The sequence below is a fragment of the Xanthomonas sp. NCPPB 3959 genome (assembly GCF_056675575.1).
This window is the reverse complement of the sequence record NZ_JBWWVR010000014.1, coordinates 1-20,927: the sequence shown is the minus strand read 5'-3', so window position 1 is coordinate 20,927 and position 20,927 is coordinate 1. Positions and strand designations below refer to the sequence as shown.

Sequence of the window (20,927 nt, the reverse complement as noted above, 5' to 3'; positions counted from 1 at the left end):
TGGGGATTGGGGATTGGCAAGAGCGGAACACATCAAGCGAAGGAACGGGCTTTTACGAATCCCCAATCCCAACTCCCGAATCCCGCGCCGCCACGAGTGGCGGCAGCCCAGCCATATCCCAGCGCGGCGTCACATGCACCGCCGCATCGGCGCGCTCGCCGGCCTCCAGCCGCAGCGCACCGGCGAAGGCGATCATCGCGCCGTTATCGGTGCACAGGGCCGGGCGTGGGAAGCACACGCGGCCGCCGCGCCGCTGCGCCGCCTCCTGCAGCCGCGCGCGCAGGCGCTTGTTGGCGCCCACGCCACCGGCCACCACCAGCGTGTTGCAATCGGCCGCGTCCAGCGCGCGCAGGCACTTGATCGCCAGCGTCTCCACCACCGCATCCTCGAACCCGCGTGCGATGTCCGCGCGCGTGGTGTCGGACTGGTCGCTGCCGCGCCAGGCCAGCAGCACCTGGGTCTTGAGCCCGCTGAAACTGAAATCCAGGCCGGGCCGGTCGGTCATCGGTCGCGAGAATTTATAGCGTCCCGATGTGCCGGTTTCGGCCAGGGCAGCGAGCTGCGGGCCGCCCGGATACGGCAGGCCCATCATCTTGGCGGTCTTGTCGAAGGCCTCGCCGGCTGCATCGTCCAGCGTTTCGCCGAGCACTTCGTAACACCCCAGCGCCTTGACCGACACCAGTTGGGTGTGGCCGCCAGAGACCAGCAGCGCCACGAACGGCGGCTGCGGCGGGTCGTCTTCCATCAACGGCGCCAGCAGATGACCTTCCATGTGATGCACACCGATCGCCGGCACGTCCAGCGCCCAGGCCAGCGAGCGCGCCACACCGGCACCTACAAGGAGTGCGCCCACCAGGCCCGGGCCTGCGGTATAGGCCACGCCATCGAGTTCGTCGATGCGCAACCCGGCCTCGCCCAGGGTCTGGCGGATCAGCGGCAGCAACTTGCGCACGTGGTCGCGGCTGGCCAGTTCCGGCACCACCCCGCCGTATTCGGCATGCAGCGCAATCTGGCTGTAGACCGCATGCGCGCGTAGTGCCGGCACGCCGGACAGCGCGGTGTCGTAGACCGCCACGCCGGTCTCATCACAGGATGATTCGATCCCAAGAACTTTCACGGCAACTCGGTAGACAGGCACATGCGGCCTATTTTCGCAGCTTTTGCGCTGCGCAGATCGGCCAGGGGCGATATGCTGCGCCGCCGTGTGATCGCTGCCGGATCGGGCCCAAACCCATGCGTTCATAGGCCTGCAGAAGCAAATCTTGCAGGGGGCTTGCAGGTCGTTGGCAAGTCGTTATAATGCGCGGCTCGCCGGGGCAACCCGGAAATTCCGTCACGCGAGTCCGCTCGCACCCGCCCGGGGCTCCCGGACGGAAATCCCATTATCTGGAGAACCCATGCCCAGCGTTAAAGTCCGCGAGAACGAGCCCTTCGAATTTGCGCTCCGCCGTTTCAAGCGCACCTGCGAAAAGGCCGGCGTGCTGGCCGAAACCCGCAAGCGCGAGTTCTATGAAAAGCCGACCCAGGAGCGCAAGCGCAAGGCTGCCGCTGCTGTGAAGCGCCAGTTGCGTCGTTCCTCGCGCGACGTCACCAAGCGCCAGCGCTTGTACTGATCGAACGCGTCGAACGCGGTTCCCTGCCGGTGGGCATGCGCTGAAGGCGCGGCTCATCGGGATCGAACCCAAGAGCCGGCACGCGCAAGCGTCGCCGGCTTTTTGTATTGGTCTTTTTCAACACGCAACCTCAGGAGTCACCGCATGCCCCTCAAGCAGCAGCTCACCGATGACATGAAAGCCGCCATGAAATCCGGCGACAAGCACAGCCTGGGCGTGATCCGGCTGATCAATGCCGCGATCAAGCAGAAGGAAGTGGACGAGCGCATCGAGATGGACGATGCGGCCGTGATCGCCGTGCTCGACAAGATGGTCAAGCAACGCAAGGACTCGGTCACCCAGTTCGAAGCCGCCGCGCGCGAAGACCTGGCGCAGATCGAGCGCGAGGAGATCGTGGTGATCGAGCGCTATTTGCCGGCCAAGATGGGCGAAGCCGAGATCGTCGCCGCCATCCAGGCTGCGATTACAGAAACCGGTGCCAGCAGCCCCGCCGACATCGGCAAGCTGATGGGCGCGCTCAAGCCCAAGCTGGCCGGTCAGGCCGACATGGGCCTGGTCTCGGCCCTGGTCAAGAAGAGTCTGGCAGGCTGAAGTCTGCCTTGCGCATTGCCCTGTGCTTGATTGCCAGGGCAATACAGATCTCCGCGCAAGCAGGGATCTCGGTGCCGCATCGTGCGCACCACATCGCGCGACATCCAGCGCCCGCTTTCACCAGACCTTCGATTCGGCCCTGTTAGAACAGGTCCGCCAATGCAGGCGCGGGCGAAGCATTCCGCATACCGGTTTCGTCCTCTAACCCCTGCACGCATCACGGTATGCCCAAGGATTTCCCCCGCCGGTGACGAAGCTCTCAACCGAACACCTGCAGAAGCATCTGGGCCGCCTGCAACGCAGCCTGCCGATGGCACTGCTCAATCGCTTTCTCGAGATCGACGTGATGACGCAGGCCGCGTCGCTGTCGTTCTACGCCTTGCTGTCGCTGGCACCGCTGCTGGTGTTGCTGCTGTGGCTGACTGCATCGCTGTATCCGCCTGCGCAGGAAGCCTTGGTGCAGCAGATTGCGCAACTGGCCGGCGGTAGCGCAGCGGAAGTCGCCGACACGGTGATCCGCAATGCCACCGATCAACCCGGCGTGGGCTCGCTGGCCGGCCTGTGGAGCACGCTGTTGCTGTTCATCGGCGCCACCGCGGTGTTTGCGCAGTTGCAGAACGCATTAAACCTGATCTTTCGCACCGACAAGGAGCGTCTGGAAGGCGTCGTGGCATGGCTGAAGAAGCGCGTGTTCTCGTTCGGCGTGATCCTGGCGCTGGGCTTCTTGTTGATCGTGTCGATGATCGCGACCACCGCGCTGCAGGTAGTGTTCGCACGCCTGCCGTCGGTGCTGCCGGCGATCGGGTATGTCACCACCCTGGCGCTGTATTCGCTCGCCTTCGCCTTTCTGTATCGCTATCTGCCCGACCGTACCGTCAACTGGCGGCAGGCCTTTGTCGGCGGCGTCATCACCGCGTTGTTGTTTGCACTGGGGCGCTACGGCATCGGCCTGTACATCGCCAAGGCGGCACCCGGCAGCGCGTATGGCTCGATGGGCACCTTGGTGATCCTGCTGGTGTGGATGTACTACGCCTCGGTGGTGTTCTTCGTCGGCGCCTTGCTGACCGCCGTGATCGACGAGCGCGTGCGCTCGCACCGCAAGCTGCGCGAGGCCGGGGTGGATACGGACAACCTGCCGCCGGCGGTCGACGAACCGAGCGTCACGCCGCAGCCGGAAACGCCAGCACGCAGTTGATTGCGCCCGGCGCGGCTTGTGCCGTGTGTGTGGCAAGGCTGCACACAGTCGCGCACTGAGGGCATTCGCTCTCTAAGGGCCTTCGTTCGCTGAAGCCGGCGAGCGCCAGCGGCTGGGATATCCTAGCGGGATGGCCCGCATCCCCGACGCATTCATCGACGAACTGCTCGCACGCACCGACATCGTCGAGGTGGTGGGCGGTCGCGTGCCGCTCAAGCGTCAGGGCAAGGAATATTCGGCGCGCTGCCCGTTCCATGACGAGCGCTCGGCCTCGTTCACGGTCTCGCCGACCAAGCAGTTCTATCACTGCTTCGGCTGCGGCGCGCACGGCACCGCAATTAGTTTTCTGATGAATTACGACCGCCTCGAATTTCTCGATGCGGTCGACGAGCTGGCCAAGCGCGCCGGCATGGAGATCCCACGCGAGACCCAGCAGCGCACGCCGCAGCAGCAGGACGACAGCCGCGAGTTGTATTCGGCACTGGAAGCGGCAACGCAGTTCTTCCAGCGTCAGCTCGAGGGCAGCGAGCGCGCCCGCGACTATCTGAACGGACGCGGCGTGGATGCCGACAACCGCGCGCGCTTCCAGATCGGCTACGCGCCCGATGGCTACAGCGCATTGAAGGACACCCTGGGCACCGATGCGCGCCGCATGAGCGTGCTCGAACGCGCCGGCCTGTTTTCCAAGAACGATCGCGGCCACGTCTACGACAAGTTCCGTGACCGGGTGATGTTCCCGATCTTCGACCGCCGCGGCCGCGTGATCGCCTTCGGCGGACGCATCATGGGCGCGCCGGCCGATGGCCGCGACCCCGGCCCGAAGTACCTCAATTCGCCGGAAACCGCGCTGTTCCACAAAGGCCGCGAGTTGTACGGCCTGTGGCAGGTGCGCCAGGCCAATCAGAAGATCGAGCGGCTGATCGTGGTGGAGGGCTACATGGACGTGGTCTCGCTGTTCCAGTTCGGCGTCACCCAGGCGGTGGCCACGCTGGGCACGGCAACCACACCCGAACATGCCGAACTACTGTTTCGCAACGCACCGGATGTGTATTTCTGTTTCGACGGCGACAATGCCGGCCGCAAGGCCGGGTGGCGCGCGCTGGAATCGGTGCTGCCGCGCATGAAGGACGGCCGCCAGGCGTTTTTTCTGTTTCTGCCCGATGGCGAAGACCCGGACACCATCGTGCGCAAGGAAGGCGCGCAGGCCTTCGATCAGCGGCTGAAACAGGCCACGCCGCTGTCGCAGTTCTTCTTCGACGAGATGTCGCGCGAGATCAATCTGCACACGCTCGATGGCAAGGCCCGGCTGGCCGAACGCGCCAAGCCGATGCTGGCGCAGATTCCCGAAGGCGCGTTCGGCGATCTGATGAGGCAGGAACTGTCGCGCCTGACCGGTGTGGGCGCCAGCACCTCCACGCAAACGTCCATGCCACAAGGGCGGCCGCCCGCACGCATGGGCGCGCCCGCACAAAAACGCAGCCTGGTGCGCGCCTCGATTGCGATCCTGCTGCAACAGCCGTCGCTGGCGATGAGCCTGGAAGGCGATCACGACTTTTCCGGCCTGCGCCTGCCCGGCATCGACCTGTTGATGGAGCTGCTGGCGCTGGTGCGGCAACGCCCGGAAATCAGCACCGGCGCCCTGCTGGAGCACTTCGCCGAACGCGAAGAACAGGCCGCGCTGCAGAAACTGGCCGCACAGGTCTTGCCCGGCGACGAACACAGTTGGGCGATGGAGTTGCACGACGTGGTGGCGCAACTGGACAAGCAATTGCTGCGTCAGCGCCTGGACGAACTACAGGACAAGCAGCGCGCGCAGGGTCTGGACGACACCGACAAATACGAGCTGCGCGAGCTGTTCAAGGCGCTCGCTGCGTTGTAGGGCGGGTTGCCGCTATCAAGGAAGGCCAGGTTGTTGTGCGCGCTGCCCAGGCCACCGTGCATCGTAGAATGACGCGCACCACGCGCCTGAGCGCGCACTCTCCGGGACCTCGATGAAGAAGCTGCTGGCGCGGTTGCGCATTGATCCATTCACCCTCGCGCTGCTGTGCACGGTCACGCTCGCCTCGTTTCTGCCGGTCTACGGCACGGCTGCTGCGATCATGGACGATGTCACCGATGTGGCGATCGCCGCGTTGTTCTTCCTGCACGGCGCGCGGTTGTCGCGTGAGGCCGTCAAGGCCGGCGCGCTGCATTGGCGCCTGCATCTGGTGATCCTGACCTGCACCTTCGTGCTGTTTCCGCTGCTCGGGGTGTTGTCCAAACCGCTCGCGCATCTGGCGCTGACACCGGAGCTGTATGTCGGCCTGTTGTTTTTGTGCGCGCTGCCATCCACGGTGCAATCGTCGATCGCCTTCACCTCCATGGCGCGCGGCAACGTGCCGGCGGCGGTCTGTGCCGCCTCGCTTTCCAGCCTGTTGGGCGTGTTTCTGACGCCATTGTTGATGGGTCTGTTGGTCGGCAGCCAAGGCGCGATGGCGCACCCGGCCGAGGCGATCGGCAAGATCATGCTGCAGTTGCTGGTGCCGTTCCTGGCCGGGCATTTCCTGCGTCCGTGGATCGGCGGCTGGGTCGAACGGCATCGCGCGGTGCTGCGTTACACCGACCAGGGCACCATCCTGCTGGTGGTCTACACCGCCTTCAGCGCGTCGGTGAACGAAGGGCTGTGGCAGAAGACGCCGTTGCCGGCCCTGCTCGCCGTACTCGGTGCGGCCGCGCTGTTGCTGGCCGTTGCGATGCTCTCGATCACCTTCATCGCGCGCCGCCTGCGCTTCAACCGCGCCGACGAGATCGCAATTGTCTTCTGCGGCTCCAAGAAGAGCCTGGCCACCGGCGTGCCGATGGCCAAGGTGATGTTCGCTGGCGGCGGCCTCGGTGCGATCGTGTTGCCGATCATGCTGTACCACCAGCTGCAGCTGATCGTCTGCGCGTTCGTGGCCGCACGTTATGCACGTACCGCACCGAGCGAGCCGCAAGCCGGTGCCGGTGGTCACTGAGCGAGACAATCACTGCACTGGGGTGGTCTGATCGCTTACGCGCAGGCGCGACCCGCGCTGCGTGGCCTGCAGGTGCCTGCTTGCTGTCGGCGGGTTGCATCTGCCGGCAAACGCCAAGCCACTACGCTCCACGTGATGGCACTTCGCATTGCAGCTCGGAGCGGGTTCTAAGCAAATGGACAAGCGTCATGAGCTGTCGCATGGTTGGCAAGGCACAGCTCGCTAGAGTGCTTGATCGTCCCCCTGCCGCCCCCAATCGGTGATTGCCATGACGCTGTCGTTCCGACGCCCTTCCCCGTCCTTGATCGTGCTGCTGGCGGTACTCGCCACCCTGACCGCCTGCGACAAGCCCGCGACGCCATCGGCACCCGTGCAGACCAAGGCAACGGCCACGCCTGCCCCAGCGTCCAGCATCGCCTGGCGCGAGGGCGATGTGGAAGACGCGTTTGTCGAGGCCAAGGAAAGCGGCAAACCGATCCTGCTGTACTGGGGCGCGGCCTGGTGCCCGCCGTGCAATCGTCTGAAGGCCACCTTGTTCAAGGACCCGGCCTTCATTGCCCGCACCCAGCAATTCGTGGCGGTGCACCTGGATGGCGATTCCGAAGGCGCGCAGGCCTGGGGCGAGCGCTTCGGCATCAAGGGCTACCCGACCATCATCGTGCTGCGCCCGGATCGCAGCGAGATCACCCGCCTGGCCGGCGACGCCGACAACGCGCGTCTGGCCGATGTGCTGCGCGTGGCAGCCAAGAGCACCAGCACCGCCAAGCAACTGCTCGACACCGCATTGCAGACCCCGCAGCAACTCAGCGCGGACGACTGGGCCGTGCTCGGCAATTACGCCTGGGGCACCGACGATCGGCTTGTCAAACCCGATGAGGCGGTCGATGTGCTTACGCGCCTGTCCAAATCGGCCCCGCAGCCGGCCCTGCGACGCAGCTTCGCGCTGGCAGCGATTGCGGCGGCCAAGGAGCCTCCCGCCCCGACTCCGGCTGCTCGCACCCTGCTGGAATCGGTGCTGGCCGATCCGGCAGAAGTACGCGCCAATCTCGGCACGCTGACCTACGTCCCCGCGCGTCTGGTCGCCGCTGCCAGCAGCGATGCCGGCGAGCGCGCCACCTTGTCCAACGCACTGAATCTGGCATTGGACAAGGTCTACGCCGACACCGCGCTGCCGATCGCCGACCGGCTGGGCACTGCCTACGCACAGATCCAGCTGGCACGCCTGGCGCAGGGCCAGCCCACCGAAACCGAAGCGAAAGGCCCGCAACCACCACTCCCCAAAACCGTGGTCGATACCGTGCAGCAACGCGTGCAATGGGCCACCGACACCGCCAAGACCGACGAAGAGCGCCAATCCACCATCAGCACCGCCGCGGCGCTACTGAGCGAGGTAGGCGATGGCAGTGGCGCCGAGCAGCTGCTGCTGGCCGAATTGGCACGCAGCAAGACACCGTACTACTACATGCCCGAACTGGCCGATCTGGCCGAACAACGCGGCGATAAAAAGACCGCGCTGTCCTGGCTCAAGAAAGCCTACGAGGGTGCGCAAGGTCCTGCCACCCGGGTGCAGTGGGGCGTGATGTATGTGGATGGCCTGATCCGGCTCAGCCCCGACGACACCGCCGGCATCGAAGCAGCTGCAACGCAGGTGATCGGCGAGCTGGCCGGGCAACCCGACGGTTACCGTCAACGCACCCGGCAGCGCTTCGCCACGCTGGGCGCTGCACTCAAGACTTGGGGCAAGCAGCATCACCAGCAAGGCAATGCGGTGCTGACACGACTTCAGCAGAAGATGCAGACCAGCTGCGGCAGCAAGAACACCAGCGAGTGCGCCAACTGGCTGAGCTGAGCCTGCGCAACCGTGCAGGCAGTTGCGCGGCGACTTGGCGCGGCTGACAGAGCGTAGTGCGCGGTTGGCGGTTGGCCAATGAATGTTGAACGTGCTCGGGACCTGCGTGTACGACTGGTACATGCCGCGTCCGAGCACTGGCCGCAGCCATCGGCGGCCGCCCAGCAGCTTTGTCATCCGCTCCTGGCGTCAGCTGCCTGTCGCTGCCGCTAGCGGACCCACGGCAGCACCAAGTGATCCACCATCAGGAACGCGAACAGCGCCATCAGATACACGATGGAATACCCGAACATCTTCATCGAGAACAGTTCGTCCGGCGGGTCGAGCATGCGCCAGGCGTACCAGAGAAACACCACGTTGAGCACCAGCGCGCCGCCCAGATAGAACACCCCGCTCATGCCCACCGCCACGGGAAGCAGGGTCACGATCGCCAGCAGCACCGTGTACACCAGGATCTGCCTGCGCGTATGCGGCACGCCGTGGGTCACCGGCAACATCGGGATCGCCGCCTTGGCGTAATCGGCGCGACGGAAGATCGCCAACGCCCAGAAATGCGGCGGCGTCCAGATGAAGATGATCAGCACCAGCAGCGAGGCATTGATCCAGTCGGCGGTGGTCGGTAAACCGGTCACTGCAGCCCAGCCCAGCATCGGCGGCGTGGCGCCGGCCAGCCCGCCGATCACGATGTTCTGCGAGGTCGCACGCTTCAGGTACACGGTGTAGATCACTGCATAACCGATCAACGAAGCGAAGGTCAGCACCGCCGTGATGACATTCACCCAGACCACCAGAATGGTCATGGAAATCACGATCAGCACGCTGGCGAACAGCAGCACCTGCCAAGGCCGCACCTTGCCCACCACCAGCGGGCGCCAAGAGGTGCGCGCCATCTGTGCATCGATCTTGGCATCGAGCAATTGATTGATCGCCGCCGCCGCCGATGCCGCCAGCCAGATGCCCAGAAAGCCCAACGCACCGGTGCGCACCTGCAGCCACGTCGGCACATCAGGGATGGCCAGGAACATGCCCACCAACGCGGTGAACACGATCAGTGCCACCACCTTGGGTTTGGTCAGATCCCAGTAATCGCGTGCGCTGACAGCCATGTTCACTCCGGCGCGCGCAGCCGCGCCAGCAGCGAGACCAGCACGAACAACAATGCCACCGCCCCGCCGTTGTGCAGTACCGACACTTCCAGCGGCAACGCCAGCTTGACGTTGAGCATGCCCAGCGTCACCTGCACCGCCACCAGCACCGCCAGCGCACCGGCCCACACGCGCATGCCCGGCGAGCGCGACAGGCGCCAGGCCAGCCACCACAGATACAGCGCTGTCGCAATCGCCCACAACCGGTGCGCCATCTGGATCGCGATACGCGCCGCGCCATCGAGCACACCGCCTTCGTAATCCACCCCGATCCCGCGCCACAGTGTGAAGCCCTCGCGGAAGTCGTGTGGCGGCCACCATTGGCTCACGCAACGCGGGAAATTGTCGGCCGACCAGCTACCGCCGCCGCAGGCCAGCGCCGCGTAGTTGGCACTGACCCAACCGCCCAGCGCGATCTGCAGGCCCAGCACCGCCACGCCCAGGCGCAGCAGCCATTTCAGCCGCGAGGCGTCGGCCAGCGTGATCGGCAGATGCGTCGCGCGCCAGGCCATCCACACCAGCAGCGAGAACATCAGCATGCCGCCGAGCAGATGGCCCATCACCACAATCGGCTTGAGCAGCAGCGTCACCGTCCACATGCCCAGCAGCGCCTGGAAGATCACCACCGCCAGCGTCAGCACCGCCGCGCGCGCCAGATCGATATTGCTCCAGCGCAGCGCGGCCAGCAGCAGGATGGCTTCGCCCGCGATCGCCACCCCGGACGCCAGCGTGTGCCAGCCGGACATGTACAGCGGGATCGACAACGCCACCAGCACCGCCGCAGTCACCACCTGGGCAATGCCCATGCGTCTGCGGCGCACCGCCAGCAACGACAGCACCAGCACTTCCACCCCGAGCGCGCCGGCCAGGAAGCGGTGCACCTGCTCACGCCAGGCCTTGTGCGACTCCAACGGACGGATCTTGCTGGCCACATGCGTGTTGGCTTCGTCGCTGGTCTGCGGCCAGGTGACGCGGCCGTAGCAGGTCGGCCAGTCCGGGCAGCTCATGCCGGCATCGGACAGGCGCACGAACGACCCGAACAAAATCGTGCTCGCAGTGAACAACGCCGCCAGCCAGGCCATGCGGTGGAAGTGGCGGAACAACGCCGGTGGCGCAAACAGATTCATCGAAACGGGCTCACATCAGTTTCAGCAGCTTGACCAGATCGGCGCGCAGGCCGGCCGGGTCGAACCCTGGGGCATACCGCAGGATCACGAAGCCGTTGGGGTCGATCACATACACCGGCACGCCGGCGGCATCGTTGGCACTCGGTAACGCCTTCCGCAGCCGCGCGTCGTCGCGCAGCACACGCAGGGCCGGCATCGGCGGCAGACCGGCCGGCGGGGTACCAACCCACAACACCTCCACCTTGTCGGCACGATGCCCGAGCAACTGCCATACCTTGTCCAGTTCGGCTGCCAGCGTCACGCACTGCTGCGTGCAACTGGCGGGCGGTGCGAGCGCGATGCGCCATACGCGTTCGGCAGGCGTCCATGCATACGGCTGCCCGTCTGCGCGCAGCGGCACCAACGCGCGCAGGTCGGCGGGCGGCTTGAGCAGTTCGCCGTGATTGCGCATCGATGCCGGCTGCCATCCGGAGAAGCGCAGCACGCCGGCCAGCAACATCGAGCCGAAGAACAGCACCGCCAGGGCAATCAGCATCCTGCGGCCGCGTTTGACCGAATGCAGCGTGGCCGATGTGGATGAGGTCATGCCGGCGATTTTCTCATGCCGCAGGCGTCAGTGCCCGCGTCGACGGCGGCGACGCGCACGCCAAGTCAACAACGTCGCGGTGACCAATACCGCTGCGGCCAGACCGAACCATTGCACCGCATAACCCAAGTGCCGCGCGGGTGGCAGCGTGTTCGGCAGCATCTCCAGATCGCGTGCGTAACCAACCGGTAGGGCGGGATCCAGCCGCAAGACCTGCGACGAAATGTCGCGCCTGCCAAACGCACTGCGCAGGGCCGGCGCATCCAGGCGTGTGGCCAGCCAGGTCTGCGGCGTACCGGCGGGGGCCAATGCCGGCCCCATCGCAAGTCCGGCCGATGGCGGCCCACTCAACAACCCCTGCACTGCCTGGGTCCCGTGCAGTGGCGTGATCGTCGGTAACTGCCGATTGGCCGGCAACGGCAGCCAGCCCAGATCGATCAGTAGCGTGCCTGCGCTGCCTTGTGGCGCGGCAAGTTGATAAACGCGCACACCGGCGCGCCCTGCATGCAGTTGGTTGTCCAGCAACACCTGCTGCGGCAGAAAACGCACGTCTCCGCTCACCCATGCCAGCGCATGCGGCGTGGCTAACGCTTGCACCAAGGTCAACGGCATCTCGCGCACATGCGCAGCGCGTTCCAGCAACGCTTGCTTGCTGTGCATGCGCTGCAGCTGCCAATACCCAAGTGCCGCAAAACCAGCGCTGACCAGCAACGCCAGACACCAACCCAACACCGCCGTGTGCTTGCGCATCATGACAAGCGACGCAAAAAGGCGTGCAATGCCGTTACCACGCCGACGACCACCGGGGCTGTTGTGAACGATTCGCTCAAGACGCTGCTGATTGTCGCTTTCCTGATCGTGATCCTATGGAACCTGGGCGCAGGTCTCTATTACCTGCTCACCGATCGCGGCGAGACCAAGCGCACCGTCAACGCACTCACCTGGCGCATCGGTCTGTCGGTCGCGCTGATCGCGGTGGTGATCCTCGGTATCTACACCGGCTGGATCAAGCCGCATGGGCTCGGCCGCTGACGCGGCCGATGGGATTGGGGATTCGGCATTGGGGATTCGTAATAGCAAAAGCGGACCGCTCTTGCGAAATTCCAATCCCGACTCCCGAATCCCCGCCCTCAAAGTACATACACGAACAGGAATAGCGCCAGCCACACCACGTCGACAAAGTGCCAGTACCACGCGGCCGCTTCAAAGGCGAAATGGTTGTCGCGGGTGAAGTGCCCGCGCGCCACGCGCAGCCACATCACCGCCAACATGATGGTGCCCAGCAACACGTGCATGCCGTGGAAGCCGGTGAGCATGAAGAACGTGGAGCCGTAGATGCCGGAGCCAAGCGTCAGATTGAGCTCGGTGTAAGCGTGGATGTATTCCTCCGCCTGCAGGAACAAAAACACGCAACCCAGCAGCACGGTCAACCCGAGCCACACCAGCAGCGCGCCGCGCCGCCCGCCCTTGAGCGCATGATGCGCGATGGTCAAGGTCACGCCAGAGCTGAGCAGGATCAACGTATTGATCAGCGGCAGGCCCCACGCCGGGATGGTCTGGAACTGCCCGCCGATCGTGCCCGGGCCGTTGGTCGGCCACGCGGCGGAGTACCCATTCCACAGCAGCTCGTTGGTCATTACACCATCGCCTTCGCCGCCCAGCCAGGGCAGCGTCAGCACACGCGTATAGAACAACGCACCGAAGAAGGCGCAGAAGAACATCACCTCGGAAAAGATGAACCACACCATCCCCATGCGGAAGGACCCATCCACCTGGCGGTTGTAGTGCCCGGCATTGGATTCGCGGATGACATCGCCAAACCACATGAACAAGGTCGCCAGCAACATCGCAACGCCAGCGAAGAACGTCCAACGTCCCCATGCCGCATCGTTGAGCCAGCTGGCCACGCCAATCATCATCACGAACATCGCAATCGACCCGACAAACGGCCACTTGCTATGGCTCGGGACGAAATACGCGTCGGCATTGGGACTGTGGTCGGCCATGGCGTTGCTTCCGTGTCGGTACTGCGTGTGGAGAAAGGATTACGGCGCCGCACGCGGCGCGCTGGATGCGCCGCCGCCTTGCAACTCCGAGGTCAGGGTGTCGTTGCGATAGAACGTGTAGGACAAGGTGATCGTGGTGACTTCCGGCGGCAACGCAGGGTCGACGATGAAACGCAGCGGCATGTCGCGCGTTTCGCCGGCCTGCAAGGTCTGCGCGGTAAAACAGAAACACTCGGTCTTGTTGAAGTATCCGGACGCACGTGCCGGCGCGACCGATGGCACCGCACTGCCGACCACCGCACGCACGCTGTCGTTGCGAGCGAAATACAAGGCTTCGTTGAGTTCGCCCGGCACCACATCCATCGTCATCTGCTCGGGATGAAAGGTCCACGGCAGTTTGGAATTGACCCCGGCATCGAACTCCACCCGCACCGTGCGTTTGCCGCCTGCAGCGATCGCACCCGCACTCGCATGCGTGCTGCCAGGCGCGCGCTCCATGCGAATTCCGAACACTTTCTCGCAGGCGATGCGGTACAGCGGCACCAACGAAAACGTCAGCACAAACACACCCAACACCACGCCCAGCAGCTTGAACAAGCCGGCAGTCGGTGCAGGCGCGGGCACGTGGGTACTCAACGCCCGATGACTCCCGAGGCGATGAAACCCGCGTAGATCAGCACTGCGATGATGCCGACCGTGATCGCGGTGCGGCGCACGGCGCGGCGCTGTTGCGCCTGCCGTTCGGCAGCGGAGAGCAGACGTGCCACGGCCGGCAGCGGCGCGGACTCAGTGACCGATGTCTTCATGCGCAAGATCTCCGGGCTTGATCACCGGCGGCACGGTGAAGGTATGCGCAGGTGCGGGCGATGGCACCGTCCACTCCAACCCCTTTGCGCCTTCCCAGGCGCGCGCCTCGGCCTTTGCGCCATTGCGCAGCGAAGCAAACAGAATGCCGGCCATCAGGAACGGGGTGGCGAACATGCCGAAGGCGCCGATCGAGCTGATCAGGTTCCAGTCTGCGAACACCACGTTGTAATCGGGAATCCGCCGCGGCATGCCGGCCAGGCCGAGAAAGTGCTGCGGGAAGAACAGCAGATTGACGAAGATCATCGTCCACCAGAAGTGGAACTTGGCCCAGGCCTCGTTGTACATGCGCCCGGTCCACTTCGGCCACCAGTAATACACTGCCGCAATCAACGCGAATACCGCGCCGGTGACCAACACATAATGGAAATGCGCGACCACAAAATAGGTGTCGTGATACTGGAAGTCCGCCGGCACGATCGCCAGCATCAGGCCCGAGAACCCACCGATGCTGAAGAGAATCACGAATGCCACCGCCCACAGCATTGGCGATTCGAAGGTCAGCGACCCCTTCCACATCGTGCTGACCCAGTTGAACACCTTCACCCCGGTCGGGATGGAGATCAGCATCGTGGCGAACATGAAGTAGATTTCGCCACCCAGCGGCATGCCCACGGTGAACATGTGGTGCGCCCACACGATAAAGCTTAAGAATGCGATCGCCGCGATCGCATAGACCATCGCCTGATAGCCGAACAGCGGCTTGCGGCTGAAGGTCGGGATGATCTCGCTGACCACGCCGAACGCCGGCAGGATCATGATGTAGACCTCCGGATGCCCGAAGAACCAGAAGATGTGCTGGTACATCACCGGGTCGCCGCCGCCAGCCGCATTGAAGAAGCTGGTGCCGAAGAACTTGTCGGTCAGCAACATGGTCACCGCACCGGCCAGCACCGGCATCACTGCGATCAGCAGGAACGCGGTGATCAGCCAGGCCCAGCAGAAGATCGGCATCTTCAACAGATCGATGCCGGGTGCACGCATGTTGAGCACGGTGGCGATGATGTTGATCGCGCCCATGATCGAACTGACGCCGGCGACATGGATCGCAAATACGCTGAAGGCCACGTTGTAGCCACCCTGCAACGACAGCGGCGGATACAGCGTCCAGCCACCGGCCGGCGCACCGCCGGGCAGAAACAGCGTCAGCAACAGCAAGGTGAACGCGACCGGCAGCAGCCAGAACGACCAGTTGTTCATGCGCGGCAGCGCCATGTCCGGCGCGCCGATCTGCAGCGGAATCATCCAGTTGGCCAGGCCGACGAAAGCCGGCATCACGCCACCGAAGATCATCACCAGTGCATGCACGGTGGTCATCTGGTTGAAGAATTCGGGTTTGACGAACTGCAACCCGGGCTGCATCAATTCAGCGCGAATCACCACGCTCATCGCTGCGCCGATGATGAACATCACGAAGGAAAACAGCAGATACAGCGTGCCGATGTCCTTGTGATTGGTCGAGAAAAACCAGCGCTCGACGAAACCGGGCTGGTGGTGTCCGTGGTGATCGACTGCGGTATGCGCCATGACGGAACGACCTCTATCAAGCGGTGCGGTTGCGAGCGATTAAAGAGCGGCTGTCGGTGCGGCGGCTGGAACAGGCGCGGCGGCGGGAGCGGCCTCCCCGGCAGGCGCTGCTGCAGGTGCGGAAGCCGGTGCAGGTGCGCTTGCCGGAGCAGCAGCAGGTGTTGCGCTTGCACTGCGACGCGCCGCCAGCCAGCGCTGGAATTCGGCCTTGGGCAACGCCTCCACCACAATCGGCATGAAGCCATGATCCTTGCCGCACAACTCGGCGCACTGCCCGCGATACACGCCCGGCTGCTCGATGTTGGTCCATGCCTCGTTGACGATGCCGGGGATCGCGTCCTGCTTCCAGCCCAACGCCGGCACCCACCACGCATGAATCACGTCATCGGCGGTGATCACGAAACGGATCTTGGTGCCGACCGGCAGCACCAGGCGGTTGTCCACGTCCAACAGATAATGCGGTTGCGATGCAGCGGTCGGACGCTCGCCACTCTGGCGGATGCGGTCGGATTCGCGCGCCAGCCGGCTGGTGAATTCCACGCCCTGACCCAGATACTCGTATTTCCACATCCACTGGTAGCCAGTGACCTTGACGGTCATTTCCGACTCGCGGGTGTCGTACATCGCAATCAGCTTGGCCGTTGCCGGCCAGGCCATCGCAATCAGCACCAGCACCGGAATCACCGTCCACAGCACTTCGGCCGTGGTGTTATGGCTGAATTGCGCCGCCACCGCGCCCTTGGACTTGCGGAACTTGAAGATCGCATAGCCCATCGCACCGAACACCAGCGCGCCGATCACCACGCACACCCACAGCGCCACCATGTGCGCCTCATAGGCCATGCGCGCGGTCTGCGTGACCCCGCGGCCCATGTTGAGCTGCCATTCCTTCGGGTCGGCCGATTGCGCCCAGGCCCCTTGTGCGCTCAGCAGCGCCGTCATTGCCAGGCTCACTTTCGTATATATCGACTTCCAGCTGCTGCGTTGCGTCATTGCCTAGACCCTTACGTCATCGGTGACGGCCATTGGCGGCCGCGAGCAAGCGTTTCAGCGTAGTTGCCAGTTCCACACGTTCGGCCGGCCCGAGAAAACTTCCGATCTCGATCTGCCTGCCGCTGCTTATCAGCAACACCCTGTCGTCGCGTTCCATGGATAACCGCACCCAGTGCGGATGAGCCTGAAACGCTGGTGGCGCATGCCCGGACGGAAACACCTCGACAACGGCGTCCCCCACCCGGATCGCTTCTTCGCGCTCGCCACTTCGCCACAACTGCCGTAGCGCCAGCGCCACCACACCACTGTGCAACAGGGCGAACACCGGCGCGAACGCATTGCCGGTCCACCACCCCAGGCCTGCAAACAACCACATCGTTCCCGCCAACACTGCGAACAACTGCACGAATTGCCTGGCAGACAGTGCCCGCGGAGGCCGCAACCGCACCTGCGTCCCAACCCCTTCGGACATCAACGGCAGCACTTCGATCATTGGCAACACGCAGCGCACTGCGGGAATAACCCGATGGTAGACCCGCGCGAACGCATGCGGCAAGCGTTTCCGGCAATCATTCAATTGCTGCAGTGCAGCTAAAAATGCGCGTAAATCAATCACTTCCCCGATGCAGGCGGCTGCAGCCGGCAACGATCGAGTCCGCTTGCACGTGCGATGGCGACATGCACAAAACGGCGGAAAAGTTGCCGCTTCCACACAAGTGCGCAGGTACTTCCGCTCTCTAGAATGAGCGCGGATCCCCAGGCATCTTTCGCATGAACGCTCAGCTCGACCCGCTTGCCTCCAACCCAGTTGCGCGCCCGCTGTTGGCGCCCGAGCTGCCTGCCGCACCCGGTGCATTGCGCGCCGCCATCACCGCCGCCTGGCTCAAGGACGAAGCCGAGCACGTGCGCGAACTGCTCGACCAGGCCCGCCTGCCCGCCGCCGAACAGGCCAAGGTGCAGGCGGTCGCCGCCGACCTGGTCACCCGTGTACGCGCACGTGCGCAGGACCAGGGCGCGATCGAAGCCTTCATGCGCCAATACGACCTGGGCAGCGAGGAAGGTGTGCTGCTGATGTGCGTGGCCGAAGCGCTGTTGCGCATTCCCGACCAGGACACCGCAGACAAGCTGATCCGCGACAAGCTCGGCGATGCGGACTGGAAAAAGCACGTCGGCGGCAGCGACTCGGTGCTGGTCAACGCATCGACCTGGGGCCTGATGCTCACCGGCAAGTTGGTGCAACTCAACGACCTCACCCGCGCCGACGTGCCGGGCGCGTTCAAGCGGCTGATCGGCCGCGTTGGCGAACCGGTGATCCGTCTGGCCGTGCGCCAGGCGATGAAGATCATGGGCCACCAGTTCGTCATGGGACGTACCATTGGTGAAGCGCTGTCGCGCTCGCGCAAGGGCGACAACGCCGATTATCGCTATTCGTTCGACATGCTCGGCGAAGGCGCGTTGACCATGAAGGATGCGCAGCGCTATCTGCAGGCGTATCGCGATGCCATCCACGCGATCGGCCGCAGCGGCAGTTTCGTCGGCACCGATGTGTTTGCAGCGCCCAGTATCTCGATCAAGCTATCGGCACTGTATCCGCGCTACGAGCACGCCAAGCGCGCACGCGTGATGGCTGAGCTCGTACCGGGCGTACTGGAGCTTGCGCAGCTGGCCAAGTCCTACGGCATCGGCTACACCGTCGATGCCGAAGAAGCCGACCGTCTGGAACTGTCGCTGGACATCATCGAGGCCACGTTCTCCGACCCATCATTGGATGGCTGGGAAGGCTACGGTTTGGCGGTACAGGCGTATCAAAAGCGCACGCCCTACACGATCGACTTTCTGGCCGATCTTGCGCGCCGTGTCGGTCGTCGGATTCCCGTGCGTCTGGTCAAGGGCGCGTACTGGGATGCGGAGATCAAGCGCGCACAGATCGAAGGCCACCCTGGCTATCCGGTCTTTACGCGCAAGCAGAACACCGACGTGTCGTATCTGGCCTGCGCGCGTCGCATGTTCGCGCACAGCGATGCGCTGTATCCGATGTTCGCCACGCACAACGCGCAAACCATCGCTGCCGTGCGCGCGATCGCCACGAGCAAGCACTACGAACACCAGAAGCTGCACGGCATGGGCGATGACCTGTATGCCGAGGTGATTCCAGCCGATCGCTTGGGGTTGCCGTGTCGCGTCTATGCGCCGGTCGGCTCGCACGAGGACCTGCTGCCGTACCTGGTGCGTCGCTTGCTCGAAAACGGCGCCAATTCCAGCTTCGTCAATCGCATCACCGACGAGGACGTCGCCATCGAAGACCTGATCCGCGATCCGGTCGAAGCGGTGTCGTCGTTTAGCTCCATTCCGCATCCCAAGATTCCGTTGCCGACCGATCTGTTGCGCAGCCAGAACCAGCACAGGAAAAACTCCATGGGCGCCAATCTCGCCAACGACAACGATCTGCGGCAACTGGCCGAGCAACTCAATGCCGCAATCAAACCGTGGAAGGCCACCCCACTGGTGCCCGGCGCAGTGCTCAGCACGCCCAGCGAAGCAGTACTCAACCCGGCAGACCGACGCGAAACCGTCGGCCATTGGCAGCCGGCCGATCCGGCAACCGTGCAGAAGGCGCTGGCGTCCGCTGCCGCCGCGCAGCCCGCCTGGAACCGCACGCCCGCCGCCAGCCGCGCCACCATCCTGGAACACGCAGCCGACCTGCTCGAAGCGCGCATGCCAGAGTTCATGGCGATCTGCGTCAAGGAAGCCGGCAAGACCCTGCCCGACGCAGTGGCCGAGGTCCGCGAAGCAGTCGACTTTCTGCGCTACTACGCCGGCCAGGCACGCGCCCAGTTCGGCGCCCCCGAGCGTCTGCCCGGGCCGACTGGCGAATCCAACGAGCTGCAGTTGCATGGGCGCGGCGTGTTCGTCTGCATCAGCCCCTGGAACTTCCCGCTCGCCATTTTCCTGGGACAGGTCGCCGCCGCCCTGGCCGCCGGCAACAGCGTTATCGCCAAGCCGGCAGAGCAAACCAACCTGATCGGCTACGCGGCAGTGAAGCTGCTGCAAGAAGCCGGCATCCCCGAGGCTGTCGTGCAGTTCCTGCCAGGCGATGGCGCGACCGTTGGCGCCGCGCTGACGAACGACCCCCGCGTGGCCGGCGTCGCTTTCACCGGCTCCACGGAGACCGCCCGGGTCATCAACCGCACCCTGGCAGCACGCGACGCCGCGATCGGTGTGCTGATTGCCGAAACCGGCGGCCAGAACGCCTTCATCGCCGACTCCTCCTCATTGCCCGAAGCCGTCGTCAAGGATGCGATCTCCAGCGCCTTCATTTCCGCCGGCCAACGCTGCTCGGCCGCCCGCGTCTTGTTCGTGCAGGACGACATCGCCGACAAGGTGATGACCATGCTCGCTGGTGCCATGGGCGAGCTGAAGATCGGCGACCCTGCGCTACTGTCCACCGACGTTGGTCCGGTAATCGACGCAGATGCACTCAAGATTCTCGACGATCATGCAGCACGCATGGATCGCGAAGCGCGCCTGATCGGCAGCACGGCACTGGATCCAACAACCGCGCATGGCAGCTTCTTCGCCCCGCGCGCCTATGAGCTGACCTCGCTGACGCAGCTGCAACGCGAAATCTTCGGACCGGTGCTGCATGTAATCCGCTGGAAAGCGGACCAGCTCGATGCCGTTATCGACCAGATCAACGCCACCGGTTATGGACTGACGCTAGGTGTGCACTCGCGTATCGACGAGACCATCGACCGCATCACCACACGCGTTGCGGTCGGCAATGTCTACGTCAACCGCAATCAAATCGGCGCCGTCGTCGGCGTACAACCCTTCGGCGGCCAGGGTCTCTCGGGCACTGGCCCGAAAGCCGGCGGCCCGCATTACCTGCTGCGCTTCGCGACCGAGAAGGTCGTGACTGTCAACACAACCGCTGCAGGCGGTAACGCATCGTTGCTGACACTGGGCGACTGAGAGCTGACTCAGCACGCGTAGTTCTCTCACTCAGAAAACAAACACCCCGCGATAGCGGGGTTTTTGTCGCATCCAGATTTGCCAATGAGCCGCCACAGCTAAATCAACTCAGCATTCAAGCGGCGCACGAAAGTAATCCTGTGCCAGATCAATATTCCTATCGGCACCTTGAGCGCGTTGCGTCATCTCATCCTCAAGCCATGCCTTGCCAGAAACGGCAAAACGTAACTCGACACTTTGACTTGCGATGCTGGATTGCGTCAGCGATGGATTCGCTGTGATCTAAGACATCAAGGCAGCAGATGGATCGGAAGAACACGATCAGTGCATGAATCAGTATCGCCAGCACTGAGGTTTCCAAGCCTACTGGCATCTCTCCAACTGGCCAATCCGGCGGTGCAGCGGAATTGATCAATATGGTGAGCGAACAGCGATGACTCCACCTTGGTGCATACCCACAGTTGCT

20 protein-coding genes are annotated in these 20,927 nt (G+C 64.1%); 8 read left to right on the top strand and 12 right to left on the bottom strand.

The window, feature by feature from the left end; all coding sequences use genetic code 11:
• Window positions 1–52: 52 nt before the first annotated feature.
• Complete coding sequence (tsaD, locus tag AC1KVG_RS16315; protein ID WP_481095080.1) at window positions 53–1,117, bottom strand: tRNA (adenosine(37)-N6)-threonylcarbamoyltransferase complex transferase subunit TsaD; 1,065 nt, start codon at window positions 1,115–1,117, stop codon at window positions 53–55.
• A gap of 280 nt (window positions 1,118–1,397) precedes the next feature.
• Between tsaD and rpsU the strand changes: the two genes are divergently transcribed.
• The 6 genes from rpsU (at window position 1,398) to AC1KVG_RS16285 (ending at window position 8,241) form a co-directional block, all read left to right on the top strand.
• Window positions 1,398–1,613, top strand: coding sequence for a 30S ribosomal protein S21 (rpsU, locus tag AC1KVG_RS16310; RefSeq protein ID WP_002808376.1), 216 nt, complete (start codon window positions 1,398–1,400; stop codon window positions 1,611–1,613).
• Window positions 1,614–1,757: 144 nt separating this feature from the next.
• On the top strand, window positions 1,758–2,204 hold the full coding sequence (locus AC1KVG_RS16305; protein WP_023905435.1) for a GatB/YqeY domain-containing protein: 447 nt from the start codon (window positions 1,758–1,760) through the stop codon (window positions 2,202–2,204).
• 247 nt (window positions 2,205–2,451) lie between these two features.
• A complete protein-coding gene (locus tag AC1KVG_RS16300) occupies window positions 2,452–3,399 on the top strand; it encodes a YihY/virulence factor BrkB family protein (RefSeq protein WP_074056523.1) in 948 nt (315 codons plus the stop codon).
• A 130-nt stretch (window positions 3,400–3,529) separates the two neighbouring features.
• Window positions 3,530–5,278 carry a DNA primase gene (dnaG, locus tag AC1KVG_RS16295; protein WP_481095079.1) on the top strand — a complete coding sequence of 583 codons (1,749 nt, stop codon included), beginning with the start codon at window positions 3,530–3,532 and terminating at the stop codon, window positions 5,276–5,278.
• Between the two features lie 112 nt (window positions 5,279–5,390).
• Window positions 5,391–6,392 carry a bile acid:sodium symporter family protein gene (locus AC1KVG_RS16290; protein ID WP_176339380.1) on the top strand — a complete coding sequence of 334 codons (1,002 nt, stop codon included), beginning with the start codon at window positions 5,391–5,393 and terminating at the stop codon, window positions 6,390–6,392.
• A 268-nt stretch (window positions 6,393–6,660) separates the two neighbouring features.
• Window positions 6,661–8,241, top strand: coding sequence for a thioredoxin family protein (locus AC1KVG_RS16285; protein ID WP_481095078.1), 1,581 nt, complete (start codon window positions 6,661–6,663; stop codon window positions 8,239–8,241).
• Between the two features lie 209 nt (window positions 8,242–8,450).
• Here the strand turns inward: AC1KVG_RS16285 and cyoE are convergent, their stop codons facing one another.
• The 4 genes from cyoE to AC1KVG_RS16265 are packed head-to-tail and all read right to left on the bottom strand — an operon-like array spanning window position 8,451 to window position 11,852.
• On the bottom strand, window positions 8,451–9,347 hold the full coding sequence (gene cyoE / locus AC1KVG_RS16280; RefSeq protein WP_481095077.1) for a heme o synthase: 897 nt from the start codon (window positions 9,345–9,347) through the stop codon (window positions 8,451–8,453).
• A 2-nt stretch (window positions 9,348–9,349) separates the two neighbouring features.
• Window positions 9,350–10,513 (bottom strand): COX15/CtaA family protein, encoded by a 1,164-nt coding sequence (locus AC1KVG_RS16275; RefSeq protein ID WP_023905443.1) that lies wholly within the window; start codon window positions 10,511–10,513, stop codon window positions 9,350–9,352.
• Between the two features lie 10 nt (window positions 10,514–10,523).
• Window positions 10,524–11,099, bottom strand: a complete 576-nt coding sequence (locus tag AC1KVG_RS16270; protein WP_481095076.1) for a hypothetical protein — start codon at window positions 11,097–11,099, stop codon at window positions 10,524–10,526.
• A gap of 27 nt (window positions 11,100–11,126) precedes the next feature.
• Window positions 11,127–11,852: an SURF1 family protein gene (locus AC1KVG_RS16265; protein ID WP_481095075.1), complete on the bottom strand. Its 726-nt coding sequence runs from the start codon at window positions 11,850–11,852 to the stop codon at window positions 11,127–11,129.
• A gap of 60 nt (window positions 11,853–11,912) precedes the next feature.
• On the opposite strand from AC1KVG_RS16265, the gene AC1KVG_RS16260 reads away from it, so the two are divergent.
• Window positions 11,913–12,131, top strand: a complete 219-nt coding sequence (locus tag AC1KVG_RS16260; protein WP_006449736.1) for a twin transmembrane helix small protein — start codon at window positions 11,913–11,915, stop codon at window positions 12,129–12,131.
• A gap of 98 nt (window positions 12,132–12,229) precedes the next feature.
• Here AC1KVG_RS16260 and AC1KVG_RS16255 read toward each other — a convergent pair whose 3' ends face one another.
• Genes AC1KVG_RS16255 through AC1KVG_RS16230 form a run of 6 tightly spaced genes read right to left on the bottom strand, consistent with a single transcriptional unit; the run spans window position 12,230 to window position 16,982 of the window.
• Window positions 12,230–13,105 carry a cytochrome c oxidase subunit 3 gene (locus tag AC1KVG_RS16255; RefSeq protein WP_233381233.1) on the bottom strand — a complete coding sequence of 292 codons (876 nt, stop codon included), beginning with the start codon at window positions 13,103–13,105 and terminating at the stop codon, window positions 12,230–12,232.
• Between the two features lie 39 nt (window positions 13,106–13,144).
• Window positions 13,145–13,729 carry a cytochrome c oxidase assembly protein gene (locus AC1KVG_RS16250; protein WP_481095138.1) on the bottom strand — a complete coding sequence of 195 codons (585 nt, stop codon included), beginning with the start codon at window positions 13,727–13,729 and terminating at the stop codon, window positions 13,145–13,147.
• Window positions 13,730–13,737: 8 nt separating this feature from the next.
• A complete protein-coding gene (locus AC1KVG_RS16245; protein WP_481095074.1) occupies window positions 13,738–13,911 on the bottom strand; it encodes a hypothetical protein in 174 nt (57 codons plus the stop codon).
• Entirely contained in the window at window positions 13,892–15,496 is a 1,605-nt protein-coding gene (ctaD, locus tag AC1KVG_RS16240; protein WP_481095073.1) for a cytochrome c oxidase subunit I, read from the bottom strand. Before ctaD ends, AC1KVG_RS16245 begins: the two co-directional genes overlap by 20 nt.
• Before the next feature lie 39 nt (window positions 15,497–15,535).
• The gene (coxB, locus tag AC1KVG_RS16235) at window positions 15,536–16,489 is read right to left on the bottom strand and encodes a cytochrome c oxidase subunit II (RefSeq protein ID WP_481095072.1); all 954 of its coding nucleotides are present in this window, start codon (window positions 16,487–16,489) and stop codon (window positions 15,536–15,538) included.
• Window positions 16,490–16,505: 16 nt separating this feature from the next.
• A complete protein-coding gene (locus AC1KVG_RS16230) occupies window positions 16,506–16,982 on the bottom strand; it encodes a DUF2244 domain-containing protein (RefSeq protein WP_162498339.1) in 477 nt (158 codons plus the stop codon).
• A 278-nt stretch (window positions 16,983–17,260) separates the two neighbouring features.
• On the opposite strand from AC1KVG_RS16230, the gene putA reads away from it, so the two are divergent.
• Window positions 17,261–20,461: a bifunctional proline dehydrogenase/L-glutamate gamma-semialdehyde dehydrogenase PutA gene (gene putA, locus AC1KVG_RS16225; RefSeq protein WP_481095071.1), complete on the top strand. Its 3,201-nt coding sequence runs from the start codon at window positions 17,261–17,263 to the stop codon at window positions 20,459–20,461.
• Between the two features lie 193 nt (window positions 20,462–20,654).
• Here putA and AC1KVG_RS16220 read toward each other — a convergent pair.
• Window positions 20,655–20,927, bottom strand: a 273-nt coding sequence (locus AC1KVG_RS16220) for a hypothetical protein (protein WP_481095070.1), incomplete at its 5' end; no start/stop codon positions are given.